Below are 16,721 nucleotides of genomic sequence, written 5' to 3'. Positions count from 1 at the left end.
GCCTCACAGGACTATGTTTAAAGGACCTTGATTACGTATTAAGTTACTAGAGATTATCCTGTTTGTCAAGATAATCCAATGTTTTTCTGAAAATTTCTGGTAAGGGTACATCAAAAACCAACTCTTTACCAGTCCTTGGATGCTTAAATCCAAGTTTACCAGCATGCAAAAACTGTCCGTTGCCTTTAATTGTTTTAGATGGCCCATACAAAGGATCGCCGACAAGCGGATGTCCAATATACTTTAGATGTACTCTAATTTGATGAGTACGCCCCGTCTCCAAAATACATTTGATCAATGTATAATTTTGATAACGTTTAATAACTGAAAAACGCGTCACTGCATTTCGCCCGCCTGAAACAACGGCCTGTTTCTTTCGGTCCTTTGGTGAGCGTCCTAACGGTGCGTCAATCTTCCCGTTATCTTCCTTGATAACTCCATGGACCAAAGCGATATACTCTCTAATATTTGTTTTGGCCTTCAATTGTGCTGCAAGACTACGATGTGCTTGATCATTTTTAGCAACCATCAACAACCCTGAAGTATCTTTGTCTATACGGTGGACAATCCCGGGACGGAACTCACCATTAATTGTTGACAATGGACTATGTGCCAGCAAAGCATTAACAAGCGTCTTATCTGGATGTCCTGGTGAAGGATGGACCACCATACCTTGAGGCTTATTAACAACTAGGACATCTTCATCTTCATACACAATGTCCAATGGAATATTTTCAGGTTGAATACTAGTTTCTTTAACCGGTGGAATAGTTAGTTCAATTTGATCATTTTCTTTTACTTTGTAGTTAGGTTTTGCGGGCTGTGAATTTACTAAGATAGCTCTTTCAACCAGCCATTGTTTTAACTGTGATCTAGAATATTGGGGAAAAAATTCAGTCAAAACTTTATCCAGTCGCCCTTTTTGTTCATTAATTATCTTTTTTTCAGTCATTTTTATCATCCCGCAACATGGCAATTATAATAACCACTACACCAATTGATAGTGCTGAATCAGCAACATTGAAAATAGGAAAATTAATAAAATCAAGTTGCAGCATATCAACTACATATCCTATTCTGATTCGATCAATGAAGTTACCTAAGGTTCCACCTATCATCAAACTGATTCCCAGCGCATACACCCAATTTTTCCATAGCTTCAAAAAAAGATAAACTAACACACCTAGGGCAATAATGGTTATTAAAAATAAAAACCATTTCTGCCCAGTGAAGATGTTCCATGCTGCTCCATAATTACGAATATGAGCCACCGATAAAACGGACGGAATAAATTGAACACTGCTGTCCAGTGGAATGCTGCTTACTACTATTAACTTTACTATTTGATCCAGTAAGATGACTGCAAAAATCAAAAAGATATATAGCGCCATAATGACGTATCCTCGCTTTCAGGTATGTTTCTGTTCTTTTACAGGAACAACGTATGTAATTCAAACTTGTATTATACTGCATTTTAAGAAAATCTTAAACCCTTGTATTTTCAAAAAAGCTCCCCACCATGATGGAGAGTATTCCATGAGACGTAAAAACCGGCACAAATACAAAATTGAAAGTATGTCGTGCTCTATGTTATGAATAATTCGAAGTTAAACAGAAAATTTTGACTTATGAAAAACCTTTGTACCGAGCCAACAAAGAAATTGGTTCAAAATTCACATTTTACACATTTTCTAGCTTACTTCCTATTACCACTTCTCACCTTTTTAATATACGCTAATTATGTCAAAAAAGTTTGATAAGCAAAAAAACAATTATTTTCAGCTCTTAGCCATGAAAATACTTGACCTTTTTTTAAATTAGTCTTAATCTAATTAGTAATAATTAACGTTGAAAAGATAAGTAGTATTTGGAGCGATATTACAGAAAGCCGATTATGCTGAGATTCGGTTATCGTGAAGGTATGAAGATGGTCTTGGAGTTTAGGCAAGGTGAGCTTAGTAGCTAAACATAGTAGCTAAAGTAAATCTTACACGGGTACACCCGTTACAGTGTTCGCGCATAGAATCCAGTTTGTGCGTATGAGGGCTTTTAAGCTGAAAACCGGGTGGTACCACGATGAGTCGTCCCGCAGTCTATTTTTAGACTGCGGGCTTTTTTTATTCAGAAACAAATCACGTCGCCATTAATACTGGCTTGTCTGTAGTTATAGAAACAGAATCCAGTTATAAAAGTGACAAATATCTAAAGGAGGCGCATTAAAATGGCTGTAATTTACATTACTAATGGATTTACTCAAAATACAAATATTGAACATCCAGAAACATTAAAAGTACTGCTGTTAAATCTCATGCCTAACCGTGCGGAAACCGAGCACCAGTTTGTCTCTTTGTTGAAAAACTCAAGAAGAGATATCACATTAACCTTTTGCTTGCCCAAAACCCATACTTTGAAAAACAATGCACGTGAATCATTAGAAAAATATGCAACTTTCGATGAAATTAATTCAAACTACTATGATGCCCTGATTGTTACCGGAGCACCGTTAGATCGTTTGGATTTTGCTACGATTGATTATTGGGATGAATTTTCAGAGATAGTAGAATGGCGTAAAACTCATACGCAACAGAGCCTTTTTGTTTGCTGGAGTGCGTATGCCGCTGGAGAAATCGAAGGAATTTTCAAAGGTCAGCAGCTTACTAAGAAGATTTCAGGGGTCTATACGACCAATGAATTGACCATCCCGCATTCACGCTACTTCACAATCCCATTACAAAATTCTATTGATGGAACAATTGTGGCTGGAAGTCGTGAGATTGGAGCCGTCTTAATTCAAAACAAACGACTACACTCAACCTACTTAACAGGTCATCTAGAATATCAAATCGATACTCTGGCACAAGAATATAAGCGTGATTCACTTGCGGGGCTTGCACCGCATAAACCAAGTAATTACTTTGATGAAAACAACAAGCCCACTGATACCTGGTCAGCGACTGCTAGTAGCTTCTATCGCCAGTGGTTAGATGATATTACTGAAATAAAAAAATCAATTGCTCTTGGAAGGAATAATTAACTTGAAAAAATATGAAATTGAAACACTTTTAGCCCAAGCCGGAAATCACAGTCAAGAAGATCCATACGGAACAGTTGCGACACCTATCTATCTCTCATCGACCTTTCGTCATGGCAAACTATCTGATGTAGATCATTTTGACTACGAAAAACAGTATGCCTATTCAAGGATGGCTAATCCAACAAGAAAAACATTAGAGCAAACTCTCGCGTTACTGGAAGAAGGAACAAAAGGATTCGCATTAAGTTCCGGAATGGCTGCAATCGAATTGGTTTTCTCCCTCTTTAAAAGTGGTGACGAAATCATCTCAACAGATGATCTATATGGTGGAACATTTCGCTACTTTGATCATCTCAGCGAACATTATGGCCTTAAATTTACACAGTGGGATGGAACAAACAATGACGAACTCATTAAAAGAGTCACTTCTAAAACTGTTGCCCTGTGGATTGAGACACCTTCAAATCCCACTATGAAAAAAACTGATATTGCAGAAATAGCCGCACTAATTCATGGAATCAATTCTAATATAAAAGTCATTGTGGACAATACATTCTATACTCCTATTTATCAGAAGCCACTTGATCTTGGAGCCGACATCGTAGTTCACAGCGCCACTAAATATCTCTCTGGTCACAATGATCTCCTTGGTGGTGCAGTTATTTGCAAGGATACAAAAACAGCCGACATTTTGACTTTTAATTTTAATACCACAGGCGCAGTCCTCGATCCTTTTGATTCATGGCTGCTTTTACGGAGTCTCAAAACACTTCCACTCAGAATGCATCAACATACAGAAAATGCACAGAATATCGTTAAGTTTTTATCAAATTCGTCCGCTGTTTCAAAAGTCCTTTATCCTGGCAAAGGTGGAATGATTAGTTTTTATCTGAAAGATAAGACTAAATTGGCTGCTTTCTTTGACAGATTAAAAATAATTTCATTTGCAGAAAGTCTTGGCGGAATTGAGTCATTAGTTACCTTGCCTGCAAAGCAGACGCACCATGATATGCCAGTTGAACAGAGAGAAAAATTAGGCATCACTGATAACTTACTGCGTCTTTCAGTCGGTCTCGAAAGTAGTAAGGATTTGATTGCCGAACTAAAAAATGCATTAGAATAAAGGAGCTTTTTTAAATGAGTAAATTCAATACTAACCTTGTCCACGGATTACCCTGTAACGAAAATAAGACCGGAGCAGTTAATCCACCTATTTATAATTCAACTACATATGCCTATCCCGATTCAGAATCTAAAGTACGCTGGGACTACGCTCGTTCTGGAAATCCAACGCGCGAATTTTTAGAAAAACTGGTTGCACAACTTGAAAATGGGGATAGAGGCTTTGCATTTTCATCTGGGATGGCAGCCATTCACGCAGTACTTTCAATCTTCTCACCTGGGGATCATTTAATTATTGGAGACCAAATCTATGGTGGAACATTTCGCCTATTTAACCAGTTCTTCAAGCGCTGGAATATCGAATTTACAGCTGTTGATACGAGAGATTCCGCTGCGGTAAAAGCCGCAATCAAGCCTAATACCAAAGCTATTTACTTCGAGCCCTTCACAAATCCGCTTCTTCATGTCACAAGCGTGCGCAGTATTGCAGAAATTGCGCAAGAAAATGACTTGTTAGTTATCGTGGATAATACTTTTTTGACCCCTTACCTTCAGCAGCCACTGAATCTGGGTGCAGACATAGTTATTCATTCCGCCACCAAATATCTTGGTGGCCATTCAGACGTAATCGCCGGAATCGTGGTCACTAAAAGTAAAGAATTATCAGATAGGTTGTATTTCTCTCAGAATGCCATTGGAGGCGTTCTCTCCCCTGAAGATTCTAATTTGATTCGTAGAGGAATCCAAACTCTCAGTGTGCGTTTAGATAGACAATTATTAAATACGCAAAAAATTGTTGCTTTTCTTCAAAAAAGAGCCGATATTAAAAAAATTAATTATCCAGGAATTGAAGGAACTGCTGAACACGAGATTGCCAAAAAAGAATGTAAGGATTTCGGAGCAGTCCTATCATTTGAAGTTCAAAACATTGATGTTGTCAAATTTGTTAATAGTTTGAAATTATTTCAATTAGCAGTAAGTTTGGGCGCTGTTGAGAGTCTTGCTGAACTGCCATCCAAAATGTCCCATGCAGAATTATCAGACAAAGAACTTCTTGCTTGCGGTATTTCACCAAATCTTGTTCGTCTAGCTATTGGCATTGAAGATGCAGATGATTTGATTGTAGACCTAGAACAGGCATTGGCTGCAGCAAATTAAGCTAATTTTATTTATTGGTGAAAAGCTGTGTTGTCCACTTAACGGTTTTCATTTTTCACCATTTTACACTGTTCAAAGTTCTATAAAATTCGGTCAATCTATTGTTTTCCATATAAATAATAAACCTCGGTTTCTGCTTTAAACCCGATGCTCTTGTATAAATGCAACGCTATCGGATTTGAACCATCAACCGCAAGCACACAATCTCTTCTTTGTAAGTCATTTGCTGGAAACCAGTTGATTACTTTAACAATAAGATTGCGTGCAAATCCTTTATTACGGTATTTTTTGGCGACGAAAACGCCATACAGATAATATTCAACCTCAGCACTAACGTCAACAGAACAACATCCGACAATCTTCTTGTCATATACCAAGACAAAATTTTTGTTAGCAGCATCCGCTAACCCCTTTGTTAAATATGTAGCTGCCTCATTTGCTGATGACTCGGGAAAAGATTCTGTATAAATTGGTACGAGCGTAGGAATGTCTTTTGACTCAAGCGGGCGGACTTCTAAGTCTGCTCGTGTAACCATGAATTCTTGCTCATTTTTGCTAAGCCTCATTTGATATTCTGGATCGGCATCCGCTTCCAGACTGAGGTTGGTTAAAAAATCTGGATTGCTATCCAAGAAACTTTTCTCAGCAATGAATTCCCACTTCTGATAGCCGAACTCGCGTAAAACACGATATGCATTCTGCCAAAGCTTCGTTCCCATCTTTTGACGCCTGTTTTGTGGTGCCACTATCATAAATACATCGACAGATTCAGTAGTGTCTCCGTCTGCATAAAGCATTACAAAGCCAACTAATTTTCCAGCACTTTTAGCTGAAAAAAAAGTTGGCATTTGTGGATAGAAATTAAATTGATTGCTTAAATACGGAGCTTTTTTTGAACCATCAAATTCATGAACTTCTTCAACTAATTGTTTTACTTCTAATCTTTGCCTGTCAGTAAGATTTTTAGATTCTGCATATTCCATCTGTTTTTTCTGCCTCTCAGTAAATGTCGCTCATAGCAATATTCTAGCATAAACATTACACATGTCTAATCTCACTCCAATTTACTGTGTTATAATTGCAAAAAAAGAGGTGAAACAATTTGCGGGCAGAAAAAGCAACTCTAACAAACCTTTGTATGCTTACCCATCAAGACAAGGTTCTTATTGAAAAGCGCAAAAACAAAAATTGGTCGGGAGTCACTTTCCCGGGAGGACATGTTGAACCCAAGGAATCTTTCGTCGATTCAGTTATCCGTGAAGTATACGAAGAAACGGGACTGACAATTCAAGACCCAATACTTTGCGGGATAAAGCAATTTACAACTGATGAAGATGGACGCTACATTGTACTTCTTTACAAGGCTTCTAAGTTTACAGGACAAATCAAATCTTCTTCCGAAGGCGAAATTCTCTGGGTTAACCAGAAAAATCTTCTCTCAGCCAATCTAGCTGCCAGATTTGAAGAACTGTATGAGGTTTTCACGAGTCAAAACAGTGAATTATACTATTTTGAAGATAATGGGGACTGGCATACAGAGATTAAATAAAATTGCGAAAGGATATTACACCAAATTGATAAATTTGATTCAAGGGATTGTGATAAAATGAATAGTGATGAACGTGAAAATCATGGATTTGTCTACGCCTTTGAAAATAAGGCATTTCCTGGATATATCAAAATTGGTCAAACAAAAAATCTTGAACATAGATTGGCACAATTCAATGATACTGGAATCCCAGAAGGTAAACCTACGTTATTGCTCTTTGCGGTATACCTTGAAAACTATAAAAAAGCCGAACGTATCTTACATAAGGCACTTGCTGACAAACGTGAGAGCTCCTCAAAGGAGTTTTTCAAAGCTACTTACAATCAAGTAAAAAATATTTTTGAATTACTGACTTTCAATGATACAAACGCTTTATGGATTAGGCCAGAAGAATATAATGCAAAAATAACTGGAAAAACGTTTAAGGTAGTGCAAAGACGAATAGGGACACGCCCAAATCGTAATTTTAAATATCTCAGTATCCCTACTGGAGCAAAACTGACTTTTAAAGAAAATCCTAATCTAGTCGTTACTGTAATCGATGAAAAAAATCATGTTTTGTGTTGCTGTGGAAAAGCACACACTCTTTCAAGAGCAGCAATATGCTGTTATGATTTCTATCATGCATTACCGAATGAAGTAAAAGGTAAAGACCGCAATGGATTTGACTGGTTCAAGTATAATGGGATTCTTGTCTCCGACATCAAACCAATGGTAAATCGAGAACTAGAATAATACTTTATTAAGGAATTACATAAAATGAAATTGCAACAACCATTTGCATCGCTAAAAAGCGGTGATTTACTTTTTGTCCCAGATACAAATGAAAAATTATCGCAAATAATTGCCAAAAGTACAGTCGTCAAGGCTGTAACACGCCCTCAGCCTCGTAAAAATTATACCCACGTGGGTGTGTTAGAACATGGTTTGGAAGGACTATTTGTCTTACATGCAACACCGACAAAGGGATGCATTAGAGAGTCACTGACCGACTTTTTAAATGACCAGCAAAGCATTGATGTATATCGACTTAAAAATAGTAATATTGATCACGAATCTGCAATCCAGCATGGTAAAACATTACTGGGGGAGCCATATAATAGTAGTTTTATAGCTGAACAGCCGGGTTATTATTGCTCTGAATTTGTCTGTGCCTTGTACAAGGATATCTTTGCCCAAACACCCATGTCATTTGGGCCTAACGGTTCAATATTACCTGAATGGCATTCCTATTATAAAAAAATAAACCTGCCCATCCCTAATGGATTACCAGGTTCAAGTCCAAATTCATTACTTAATCAAGGTATAACTGACTTTATTACAACTTTATCAAAAGGATAATTACGATTTACCCTGTAACTTAATTATATTTTGTCGTAAGATTAGGTTGTGTTGTAAAAATTATGACTTCCATTGAGGTGTCTTCCTCATAGATCAGCCATACTTACGCAATATCGTTATCTTTGAATCAAAGAACTATTTCAACAGGAGGATAATATGTTATCTCTATTATTACTTACATTTGCCGTTACGATTTCTATTTGTATCGTCATTTTCTTAGTCACTGCCTATTTAAAAAAGACTTCGTGGGGCCCACTAGTTGTTTGTATCATTGCTCTCCCCTTTGTCATTTTAAGTGTTCCACTGACTTCCAACTTATCTTCTATTGATGCTCAGCACCATACTAAAAAGGAAATTCGTCAACTAGAAACTTTACAGACAGTGAAACTCAAAAAAAAGAACAGTACTTCTCAACAAACTACTAATGAACCACCAAAAGTAAATATGCTAAGCAATGCAAACGTTCGTAATTCCGTATCACCCCTAGGCTTTCACAAAGCAAAGCGTAAAACCAGCAAAGTTAATTATCCCAAAAAACAAAATAACCTTTTGATTGTAAGTTACAAGCTCAAGGGCTCAAAATAAAAATTGGGAATTTTTTAGTGTAGGAGTGTATATCATATTTAAAGATAAGTTGTCAATTAGAACCTTCATTTTTGGAGGTTCTTTTTTGTAACAGGAATGAGGAGTATGACAGAAGTCGGTAAAATTTAAATGTTGTCAACTTCTGTCATACTCCCGAATAAATATAGGAGCTGGCTCAAAATTAAATTTTCGAGTCAGCTCCCAAAAATAGACCTATAGGGAATGTTATAGGTCTATTTAAAAAGCAAATTAGCTGTGAACAAATTAATCTGTAACGACAATTTACCAATCTGCTTTATATGTTCATTTTATCTTATTTATTAAATAAAAAAAGTTGTGTAAAATGAAAAAATTCACAAGCTTTACACCGCGCAATTGCTTACTTTTTAATGTAATGCTGTAGCAAAAGTAATGATTCCTAAAAAAATACCTGGTACATTTGCTAAAAATACCGGCCAATCGCGATCTTAAAATAGGCATAAACACACCAAAACAGGCAGTTAATTGCTGCGACTAGCGGTTGAATCAGATTACCATACTGACCATTCAAATTACTGATAATCTGTGGAACGTAGGAAACATACATTAAAACTGAAAGAACAGTCGCGATACGTCCTAAAATTTGGATAAATCTTGTTTCTTCTTTCAAAAAAACCCTCCTCAAATGAACTACATTGCCTATGTACAATAAGTTCAAAGTCTATTGTAGACTATTAGATAAAATCATACAAACGAGAAAGTGATTGACTAGGTGTCAAGACAGGGGTAGAATTCATTAAGAGTTTATATGATTAACAGCGTTGCGTCCGACCACGGCTGTCTAAAAACAACTAAGGAGATCTTCAGTATGAAAAATATTTCAAAGACTTATAAAGAACCCACTAAAGAATCATTGCCAACTTTTTCACAATTTATCACTAACTTTTTTGCAGCACTTACACAAGTTTTTAATCTTCAAAAAAACATTTCGGAGGTTAAAACTTTACGTAGAACTACAAAAATCATAATGAGTATCATGCTAATTGCGACAGTTGCTTCTTTTGCTTTTGGTAATGACTATACTTTTTCTGGTTGGATTGGCTTGATAACAGGAATTGCAGTTGTCCTAAACTTGATTCTCGTTGATCAAGGCCGCTTGACTAATTATAGTTGGGGTGTGCTCGGCTGTGTGGTTTGGTTGATAATTGCAATTAACAATCGCTTAATTGGCGACATTGCATCACAATCATTTTATTTAGTAATGCAATTTGTTGGCCTGTATGTTTGGCATAATCAAATTAGTAAACAGTCCAGTAAAGACGAATTAACTTCCCGCAGTTTCACTTGGTTGAACGGATTATTCTGGTTAGTTGTAACCTTCATCATTTATTTTGTAGTACTCTTTTTCAGCAAAAGACTAAACGGAACCCAAGTTTACTTAGATGCCACCCTATTGCCTCTTGGCATTGTGGGACAAGTACTAATGACATATGGCTACCGCTCACAATGGATTGCATGGATTACACTGGATATAGTCAATATAATTATTTGGTATAATCAACTGCAAATTGTTAGTCCTGCATCAACATCCATGTTTGTTCTTCAAGTTATTATGTTCATAAATTCATTATATGGACTCTATCTTTGGTATTATGGACAACAGAAAAAAGATAATTAGCTCACTATTCTAACTAGCACAAAAGCAACCGTGAATTAAAGCAGTACTATCATATACTCACTCATATAATGCATATGGCTATTATTGAATTGACCTCCAAAATCAGCAAACTAAAAAAGCTGACTTTAGGGGCCAATTCATTTTTTTATGATTTTATAGCATGAGTGATGATATTTTTATCACAACTCACTATTTCTAATAAGAAATTTTTACAAATAAAAAGAAAACACTGATCCCTGCCACTTGATTTCTGACAATCCGGTTACTTTATTAATACTACTAATAATTTTATTACCAAGTACATGCCCATCCAAAATAATGCAGATGGTAAAAATGCATTTTTGACAGCTCTAAAAAGTTCCATATTATCACCCTCATTTTTCTTCATGATATCAACAAGAGTTTAAGTTTTTATAAGTTATACTATAAAAAAAGGTTATGTTATGTAGGAGGTATTTAAAATGGAATTGTTTTTTCAGAAATTAACCAGTCAAAATATTCGAGCAGTTTGGCAAATCAGCCGTGAAGTAATGACATTAACTGAAGACCCTTACCCTTACTCCAGCACAGACTATGATAAATTTGTCGAAAAAGTCAGCCATGGTACGGCTATAGTTGCAACCTTGAAAAATCTGGTTGTTGGGGCATTAATTTATTACCCTTCGTATAACTCAAAAGATATAATTGAATTTGAAGTTTTTATCTCAAAAAGATATCAAAGATTAGGGATCGGCCAAAAATTAATTATGCAAATGATCAACAAAGCCCAAAAACATAATATTAAACGAATAAATCTTGACGTACTCTCAACCAATCCCACAGCCATAAAATTCTATGAAAATTTGGGATTCACACGTTTTGTTACCGAGCGCAACAGATTTTTTATAAATGATAGGTACGTTGATAATTACAAATATTTCAAAATAATTAATTAGTATTCTTTTAAAAATATCTTAAATTTACTATACAAATATTAAAAGTGAGAGTATTCTTTTGGTAAAAGAAATTGATTAATTTGCTCAAGAAAATTTGTATCGCTATTCTTAAAGTATTGGGTTGGGTTGTTGATGTTCTTGCATCGCTGCTGGCATTTGTTAGGCGACCGTGGTAGATCTAAGTTTTATTAGAATGTAAAAGAAAAAAGTTGGGTTTCCCTATTTTTATGGGAAGCTCAATTTTTTTATTTTGAACTAACCTCTGATACGGAAACGTCTATGCTAATACGAAAAAAGTTTAGAAAATTACAATTGATTGAATTAAATTAAAAAAATAAATTCATTAATAAACTTTTATGCGTATTTTACTTTGATGCATATAAAAATACAGTTGAAAATAAGGATCAGTACCTCTGAAATAAGTTAATTTTTTAATTACGTATTACCAAAAAATTTCTGTTTTTTTGTATTTGCGTCCAAAATGAAAAATAATTTACGTTATAAGCAGTAAAAAAACATAATTAGCGAAGGAGTTTCAAAATGCATAATTCAGATATAGTTATCAGTATCAATGATGAAAAATACACCAATATCGAACTGGAATACAGTGCGTTACTAACTGCAAGTGATAATCCATATTTAAAAAATGATGATATCATTTGTATAGCTAAACTAAAAAAGAATAAATTGGATTATATTAAAGAAAAGGATATCGTTGCCTTTACTTCCAGGGATGAAGGATTCCTCTTTCATCTCTACCGTGTTGAAAATCTTAATAAATTAGAATTTCAATTCCACCCTCTATCCGATTTTTTAAGTAAGGAATCATTTATATTAAAAAAAGCAGACCTTGAAGATTCTGCTTTGATTGGTAAGGTTCTTTATACAATCAACAGGTTGAACAATGCCCTTTTCATCAATTTATCGTATGATGAATCTCCAAATTAATTTTTACAGAACGTAATTACTGTGTCGAATGATAAAGTCACTTAATACGATTTTTGTCTACTAAATTATAATAAGCTTTTCTCATAAGGAGCCAGGTCAAAAGTTATTTTTTGATCTGACTCCTCTATTTGTTCCGTATAAACGTGTTCCCTAATCCCACCACACTTTTACTATCCTCAAACTTATCTCCTTATTTTGCTTTCAAATACTACACTTTATTTCTACTTAAAGTAATCCTCCCTAAATAATAATCTTATATGGCTACTTCAACCTCAAGCTCAAACCTTAAAGTCTTCCCTTTAACCACATCTTTGAAAGTGTATTTTCTTCAAATATAGTCATTAAATCATGAACATAATAATTAGAAATAAAACATCTTTTTTTATATTCCAAGTAATTTCTAATTTTTTCATTATCTTTAAAAAACTTTATAATTTATCAATTATTTATGATATTATATTATTAAAAAACAGATTCAAATATTGGAGCATAAATGTATTTCAATTGATTATAGGCATAAAAATAACTACTTTGGTTGCAAAAACACATATAATTTAGCAAATAAAATAATTTAACTCTTGTTAAATCATACATAATAATTGAGTCAATATCTTTAGTTATCAAAATTCTTCTGTCTTTTTATATTTCGAACAACAATATTGAAAATAGACGATATAATCAACTATCTAATTTATCCTAATTCTAAATCAATTAAGGTCACATTGATGCAAATTCTGGTCATGTGTTTGATTGTGTTTAGATCTTTAATTAATTGCCCTTTTGTGGGCTTTTATTTAGGAATGAACTCAAGTATCAAATATTACCCACTAAATGTAAAATTTTGTTTTTGGGGGAAAATAAAAATGAAAAAAATATATTTATTTGGTTTAATGGCAACTTCTTCTCTTCTATTTGCTGCATGCGAAAATAATAGTTCTGTAAACAAAAAAGTAATTCGTCTAAAGAAAAATCCGAGATCATTATGACGAAAAAATCAAGCAAAAAAACAGCAAGTATTACTTTGAAAAAGAAAAAAGAGTCTGAGAGCATGTCCAAAGCAGAAAGCGAAGCAAAAATTAAATTAGAAACAAAAAATAAAACCATAACATTGAACTCTAGCTCACAGAACTCGCAATTCACCAGTGCTCAAAGTGCTCAAGTACAGCCTTCAAGCAATAGTAGTTCTATATCTTATGACGAAAATACTCTTACAGGTTTCTTAAATAAATATGGTATGTCTCCTGTGGCTTATAAAATAAAATATGAGGGCATGTCAGAATATGATGCTCTGAAAAGCACATCTAATGATATGAAAGATTCTGGGGAAATGCAGACTGAATATATGATGGATCAAGGTTATCTTGATCATAATGGTCAACCAACAAACAAAACACAGCAAAACTCAGAAGAAAGTACTGAATCCTCAAGTGGTGATGGGATAATTAATGATTAAATAGTCAAAATTTATATCACGTTTAGTCCAAAACTGATGACTATAAAAGCTGAAATTATTTGGGGGAGTAACATTATGAAAAAATTAGGGATTTTCTTAAGTATATTTTGTGCATTAACATTAGCAGGTTGCAGTAATACTTCTAGTGCTAATAGTTCAAGTTCATCAAAAAGCAGTACAAAAATTGTTAAAGTTGATAAAGCTAAGCAAAAGAAAGAAAAAACAAAAAAGGAATCTATTAAAAAAGCTAATTCTGAAAGTAAAGCTGCTGCTAAATCTGAAAGTGAATCTATTGCTGCTTCAGAATCAGCAAGCATAGCTTCATCAGAGTCCGAAAGTGAATCCTTAGCTTCTAGTTCTAGTATTGCACAATCTTCTTCTATTGCTGCCTCTGTAGCTTCTTCTCAGTCTACAGCTTCTTCCCAGTCGGTAGCTTCATCAATTGCAACTTCACAGTCAATTGCTGCTTCCAGCAGCCGTGCAGCTGCAACTTCAAAAGCTACAGTGGCTCAAACAACAAATAACAACGGTGGTGGTGATGACCTTTACACCGGAACATCTGGTAAAATTATTGGAAATTCTCAGTCGCATATCTATCATGTCCCAGGTCAAGCTGGTTATCACATGAATTCATCTAACGCTGTATATTTTAATAGTGAAGCAGATGCTCAAGCCGCTGGGTACAGAAAATCATTACGATAATGGCATACAATCCTCACCAAGTACAAGTCTACTAATGAACAAAAAGAATACATGACCGAATGTCTCCAAAAAATATTTTGTTTATTAATTTCTAGGGACAAGCACTGAACAAAATTCAAGATATATATATAAATACGCGAAATAAAAAGCCTGCATATCAACATTTCTGAATGATATACAGGCTTTTTTGTATAGGTATTAAGTGTAGCAGTAATGTACTAAATTTAAAAACTTATTTCTACCCTATTTTTTGACTGCCATTCGATTGAGAGCATTCTTTTAATTGTTACTTCCCATCACCTTAATTACCTACTAATAATATGTGTTTTATCGATGAAAGACTTCTCCTCGCTCTAATCTATCTATGAAATCTTGTGAGGTCTTATGACCATGAAAATAGTATTTTCTATCTTGAGTATTAATTTTTCTTGCTACTCTTGCAGGATTGCCATATGCTACAACATTATCTGGAATATCTTTTGTAACAACACTCCCCGCACCAATCACCGTATTATCACCGATTGTGACACCAGGTGTAATGGTAACATTTGCTCCCAACCAAACATTATTACCGATAGTTACCGGAAAGGCATATTCTGCGCCTTCTTTCGCCCTAAGTCCTGGATCAATACTATGTCCCCCAGTATAAATACCTGTATAAGGACCAATTAGCACGTTGTCGCCAATGACTATTTTTGCAGCATCGGCCATTGTTAAGTTGTTATTCCCAAAGAAATTTTTACCTATGTGAATATTAAATCCATAATCAACCTGCAATGGTAATTCAATAAAAATATTTTCCCCAGCTTCACCTAATAAATCATTCAAGATTGCTTTACGTTTGTCTAGATCACGATACCTTAAATGATTGTAATCAAAAAGTTTATCACGTGCCTGCATATTGAGCTCAAACAAAACTTTATCTTGATGATAAAGCTCTCCCTTAATCATATGTCGATATTGCAAATCTTCATTTTTATCTATGATAATTTTTCCTCCTTACAAATTTTGTTTACATTTTTAAATTTATCGCTACACTAAGCGATTTCGCCAAGAAAAGTATTATATTAATACCTCCTATCTCATGTCCAATATAGCATTATTCCGTTTTTTCTGCATAACCAACGTTTTATGCATATGAATTTAACATTAATGATTTTATGACTACTTGGTTTGATTTTAGTTAATTTTGCTCGCAATGGCATTAGTCCACATTTTTAAATTGAATTGCTGGAGATTCAATGGGGTCTCTGCTTAAACAAGGTTTACAAGCATTTATTCATCATCAGCCAACACCTGATACAGATAGTCAAATTGTGATTTTTTTATTAAGATGATGGAATTACATATATGGGGATTTACCATGAAAATAGAAAAATAAGATTGGCATCCATTAACGAAAAATATGAAGACATGGTCTTCCTTGCTGAAGATGTTCTTATTATTAGTAAAGCTATCATAAGCAAAAAAAATAATTCCTAATTTTCTGTTTTGGAGAAGTCAAGATTAAGACTTATTTTTTTATAGCTATTACCACGTCTTGGATATTTTTTACAAATATTATATGTTGTAATTCTTTGTGTGGTATTATCTAATTGTTAAGAAAATATTAAGGCCTAATTCTGATGATTTTAAAAGCTGTGAAAATACTTGAAGAATACATTATGGAAATAAAATATGGTCAAAACTCTTTTTTACGGTGGCCTACTATCTTATATTAGCTGGAACATTATAGGATTAATTCTAACTTTTTTTACATTTGGAATTTGTTATCCATGTACTTTGTTTATGGTTGGAATTTATTTATTTTGAGTTGGTATTAAATTAGAAGATTGGGAAGCAAAAAATACAAATTTTCTAAATTAGTCATTTTTTGTTCAATCCTGATAACAAAAAAGCCAAGAGAATTAGAGAGAAAAATTTTAATCAGAGCTTAGGAACGTGATGTGATATAAGACAGAGACTAATATAAATGCTGTGCAAGCTTTGTCTGAGCTGTTTAATGTGTCAACAGATTATACCTTTCGGCAAAAGACACTAGTGATACAACATCACATCAGAAGATGAAAAAGACATGACTTATACCAATGAAAAGCTTACCGATGTGAACAAGGAGAAACTTAAAATCGCACTTACTCAAATTTTTTGGAAACATCACAAAGACAACAAATAAAGGTGTGTTGCTATGGGGATATATGAAAATAAGGCCATTGCCTTAGCAGAAAAATATCAAACAG

General features: G+C 34.3%; 16 protein-coding genes and 1 pseudogene. 12 read left to right on the top strand and 5 right to left on the bottom strand.

Annotated elements, in window-relative coordinates; all coding sequences use genetic code 11:
- Window positions 1–46: 46 nt before the first annotated feature.
- The gene (locus tag GSM_RS01415; RefSeq protein WP_029327332.1) at window positions 47–961 is read right to left on the bottom strand and encodes an RluA family pseudouridine synthase; all 915 of its coding nucleotides are present in this window, start codon (window positions 959–961) and stop codon (window positions 47–49) included.
- Complete coding sequence (gene lspA / locus GSM_RS01410) at window positions 945–1,391, bottom strand: signal peptidase II (RefSeq protein ID WP_003688141.1); 447 nt, start codon at window positions 1,389–1,391, stop codon at window positions 945–947. Before lspA ends, GSM_RS01415 begins: the two co-directional genes overlap by 17 nt.
- Window positions 1,392–2,221: 830 nt before the next feature.
- Here lspA and GSM_RS01405 point away from each other — a divergent pair.
- From GSM_RS01405 to GSM_RS01395, 3 genes are read left to right on the top strand one after another with little or no spacing between them, the layout of a single operon-like run.
- On the top strand, window positions 2,222–3,034 hold the full coding sequence (locus GSM_RS01405) for a homoserine O-acetyltransferase/O-succinyltransferase family protein (RefSeq protein ID WP_003688143.1): 813 nt from the start codon (window positions 2,222–2,224) through the stop codon (window positions 3,032–3,034).
- Window positions 3,030–4,157, top strand: coding sequence for a trans-sulfuration enzyme family protein (locus GSM_RS01400; protein WP_034541711.1), 1,128 nt, complete (start codon window positions 3,030–3,032; stop codon window positions 4,155–4,157). The genes GSM_RS01405 and GSM_RS01400 overlap by 5 nt, the downstream gene beginning before the upstream one ends.
- A 14-nt stretch (window positions 4,158–4,171) precedes the next feature.
- Window positions 4,172–5,314, top strand: coding sequence for a trans-sulfuration enzyme family protein (locus GSM_RS01395; RefSeq protein ID WP_003688147.1), 1,143 nt, complete (start codon window positions 4,172–4,174; stop codon window positions 5,312–5,314).
- 98 nt (window positions 5,315–5,412) lie between these two features.
- Here GSM_RS01395 and GSM_RS01390 read toward each other — a convergent pair whose 3' ends face one another.
- The gene (locus GSM_RS01390; protein ID WP_003688149.1) at window positions 5,413–6,297 is read right to left on the bottom strand and encodes a GNAT family N-acetyltransferase; all 885 of its coding nucleotides are present in this window, start codon (window positions 6,295–6,297) and stop codon (window positions 5,413–5,415) included.
- A gap of 155 nt (window positions 6,298–6,452) precedes the next feature.
- On the opposite strand from GSM_RS01390, the gene GSM_RS01385 reads away from it, so the two are divergent.
- From GSM_RS01385 to GSM_RS01370, 4 genes are all read left to right on the top strand, one after another.
- On the top strand, window positions 6,453–6,863 hold the full coding sequence (locus GSM_RS01385) for an 8-oxo-dGTP diphosphatase (RefSeq protein ID WP_050901453.1): 411 nt from the start codon (window positions 6,453–6,455) through the stop codon (window positions 6,861–6,863).
- Window positions 6,864–6,920: 57 nt separating this feature from the next.
- Complete coding sequence (locus GSM_RS01380; RefSeq protein WP_003688152.1) at window positions 6,921–7,598, top strand: GIY-YIG nuclease family protein; 678 nt, start codon at window positions 6,921–6,923, stop codon at window positions 7,596–7,598.
- Between the two features lie 24 nt (window positions 7,599–7,622).
- Window positions 7,623–8,204, top strand: coding sequence for a YiiX/YebB-like N1pC/P60 family cysteine hydrolase (locus GSM_RS01375; protein ID WP_003688155.1), 582 nt, complete (start codon window positions 7,623–7,625; stop codon window positions 8,202–8,204).
- A gap of 156 nt (window positions 8,205–8,360) precedes the next feature.
- Entirely contained in the window at window positions 8,361–8,789 is a 429-nt protein-coding gene (locus tag GSM_RS01370) for a histone H3 family protein (RefSeq protein ID WP_003688157.1), read from the top strand.
- A 386-nt stretch (window positions 8,790–9,175) separates the two neighbouring features.
- On the opposite strand, the pseudogene GSM_RS13805 reads toward GSM_RS01370, so the two are convergent.
- Window positions 9,176–9,438: pseudogene (locus tag GSM_RS13805) on the bottom strand (SemiSWEET family transporter).
- Between the two features lie 198 nt (window positions 9,439–9,636).
- On the opposite strand from GSM_RS13805, the gene pnuC reads away from it, so the two are divergent.
- The 5 genes from pnuC (at window position 9,637) to GSM_RS01330 (ending at window position 14,484) form a co-directional block, all read left to right on the top strand.
- Complete coding sequence (gene pnuC / locus GSM_RS01360; protein ID WP_003688161.1) at window positions 9,637–10,446, top strand: nicotinamide riboside transporter PnuC; 810 nt, start codon at window positions 9,637–9,639, stop codon at window positions 10,444–10,446.
- A 461-nt stretch (window positions 10,447–10,907) separates the two neighbouring features.
- Window positions 10,908–11,381, top strand: coding sequence for a GNAT family N-acetyltransferase (locus GSM_RS01350; RefSeq protein WP_003688162.1), 474 nt, complete (start codon window positions 10,908–10,910; stop codon window positions 11,379–11,381).
- Window positions 11,382–11,921: 540 nt separating this feature from the next.
- Window positions 11,922–12,329 (top strand): hypothetical protein, encoded by a 408-nt coding sequence (locus GSM_RS01345; RefSeq protein WP_003688163.1) that lies wholly within the window; start codon window positions 11,922–11,924, stop codon window positions 12,327–12,329.
- Between the two features lie 1,021 nt (window positions 12,330–13,350).
- The gene (locus GSM_RS01335; protein WP_235720326.1) at window positions 13,351–13,782 is read left to right on the top strand and encodes a hypothetical protein; all 432 of its coding nucleotides are present in this window, start codon (window positions 13,351–13,353) and stop codon (window positions 13,780–13,782) included.
- 75 nt (window positions 13,783–13,857) lie between these two features.
- Window positions 13,858–14,484 carry a sunset domain-containing protein gene (locus GSM_RS01330; RefSeq protein ID WP_003688169.1) on the top strand — a complete coding sequence of 209 codons (627 nt, stop codon included), beginning with the start codon at window positions 13,858–13,860 and terminating at the stop codon, window positions 14,482–14,484.
- Window positions 14,485–14,811: 327 nt separating this feature from the next.
- Here GSM_RS01330 and GSM_RS01325 read toward each other — a convergent pair whose 3' ends face one another.
- Window positions 14,812–15,435: a sugar O-acetyltransferase gene (locus GSM_RS01325; protein WP_003688170.1), complete on the bottom strand. Its 624-nt coding sequence runs from the start codon at window positions 15,433–15,435 to the stop codon at window positions 14,812–14,814.
- Window positions 15,436–16,721 lie beyond the last annotated feature (1,286 nt).

It is taken from the genome of Liquorilactobacillus mali KCTC 3596 = DSM 20444, assembly GCF_000260415.1.
Lineage (GTDB): Bacteria > Bacillota > Bacilli > Lactobacillales > Lactobacillaceae > Liquorilactobacillus > Liquorilactobacillus mali.
Note: the sequence above shows the minus strand (reverse complement) of the source record. Positions and strands in the feature narration are given on the sequence as shown.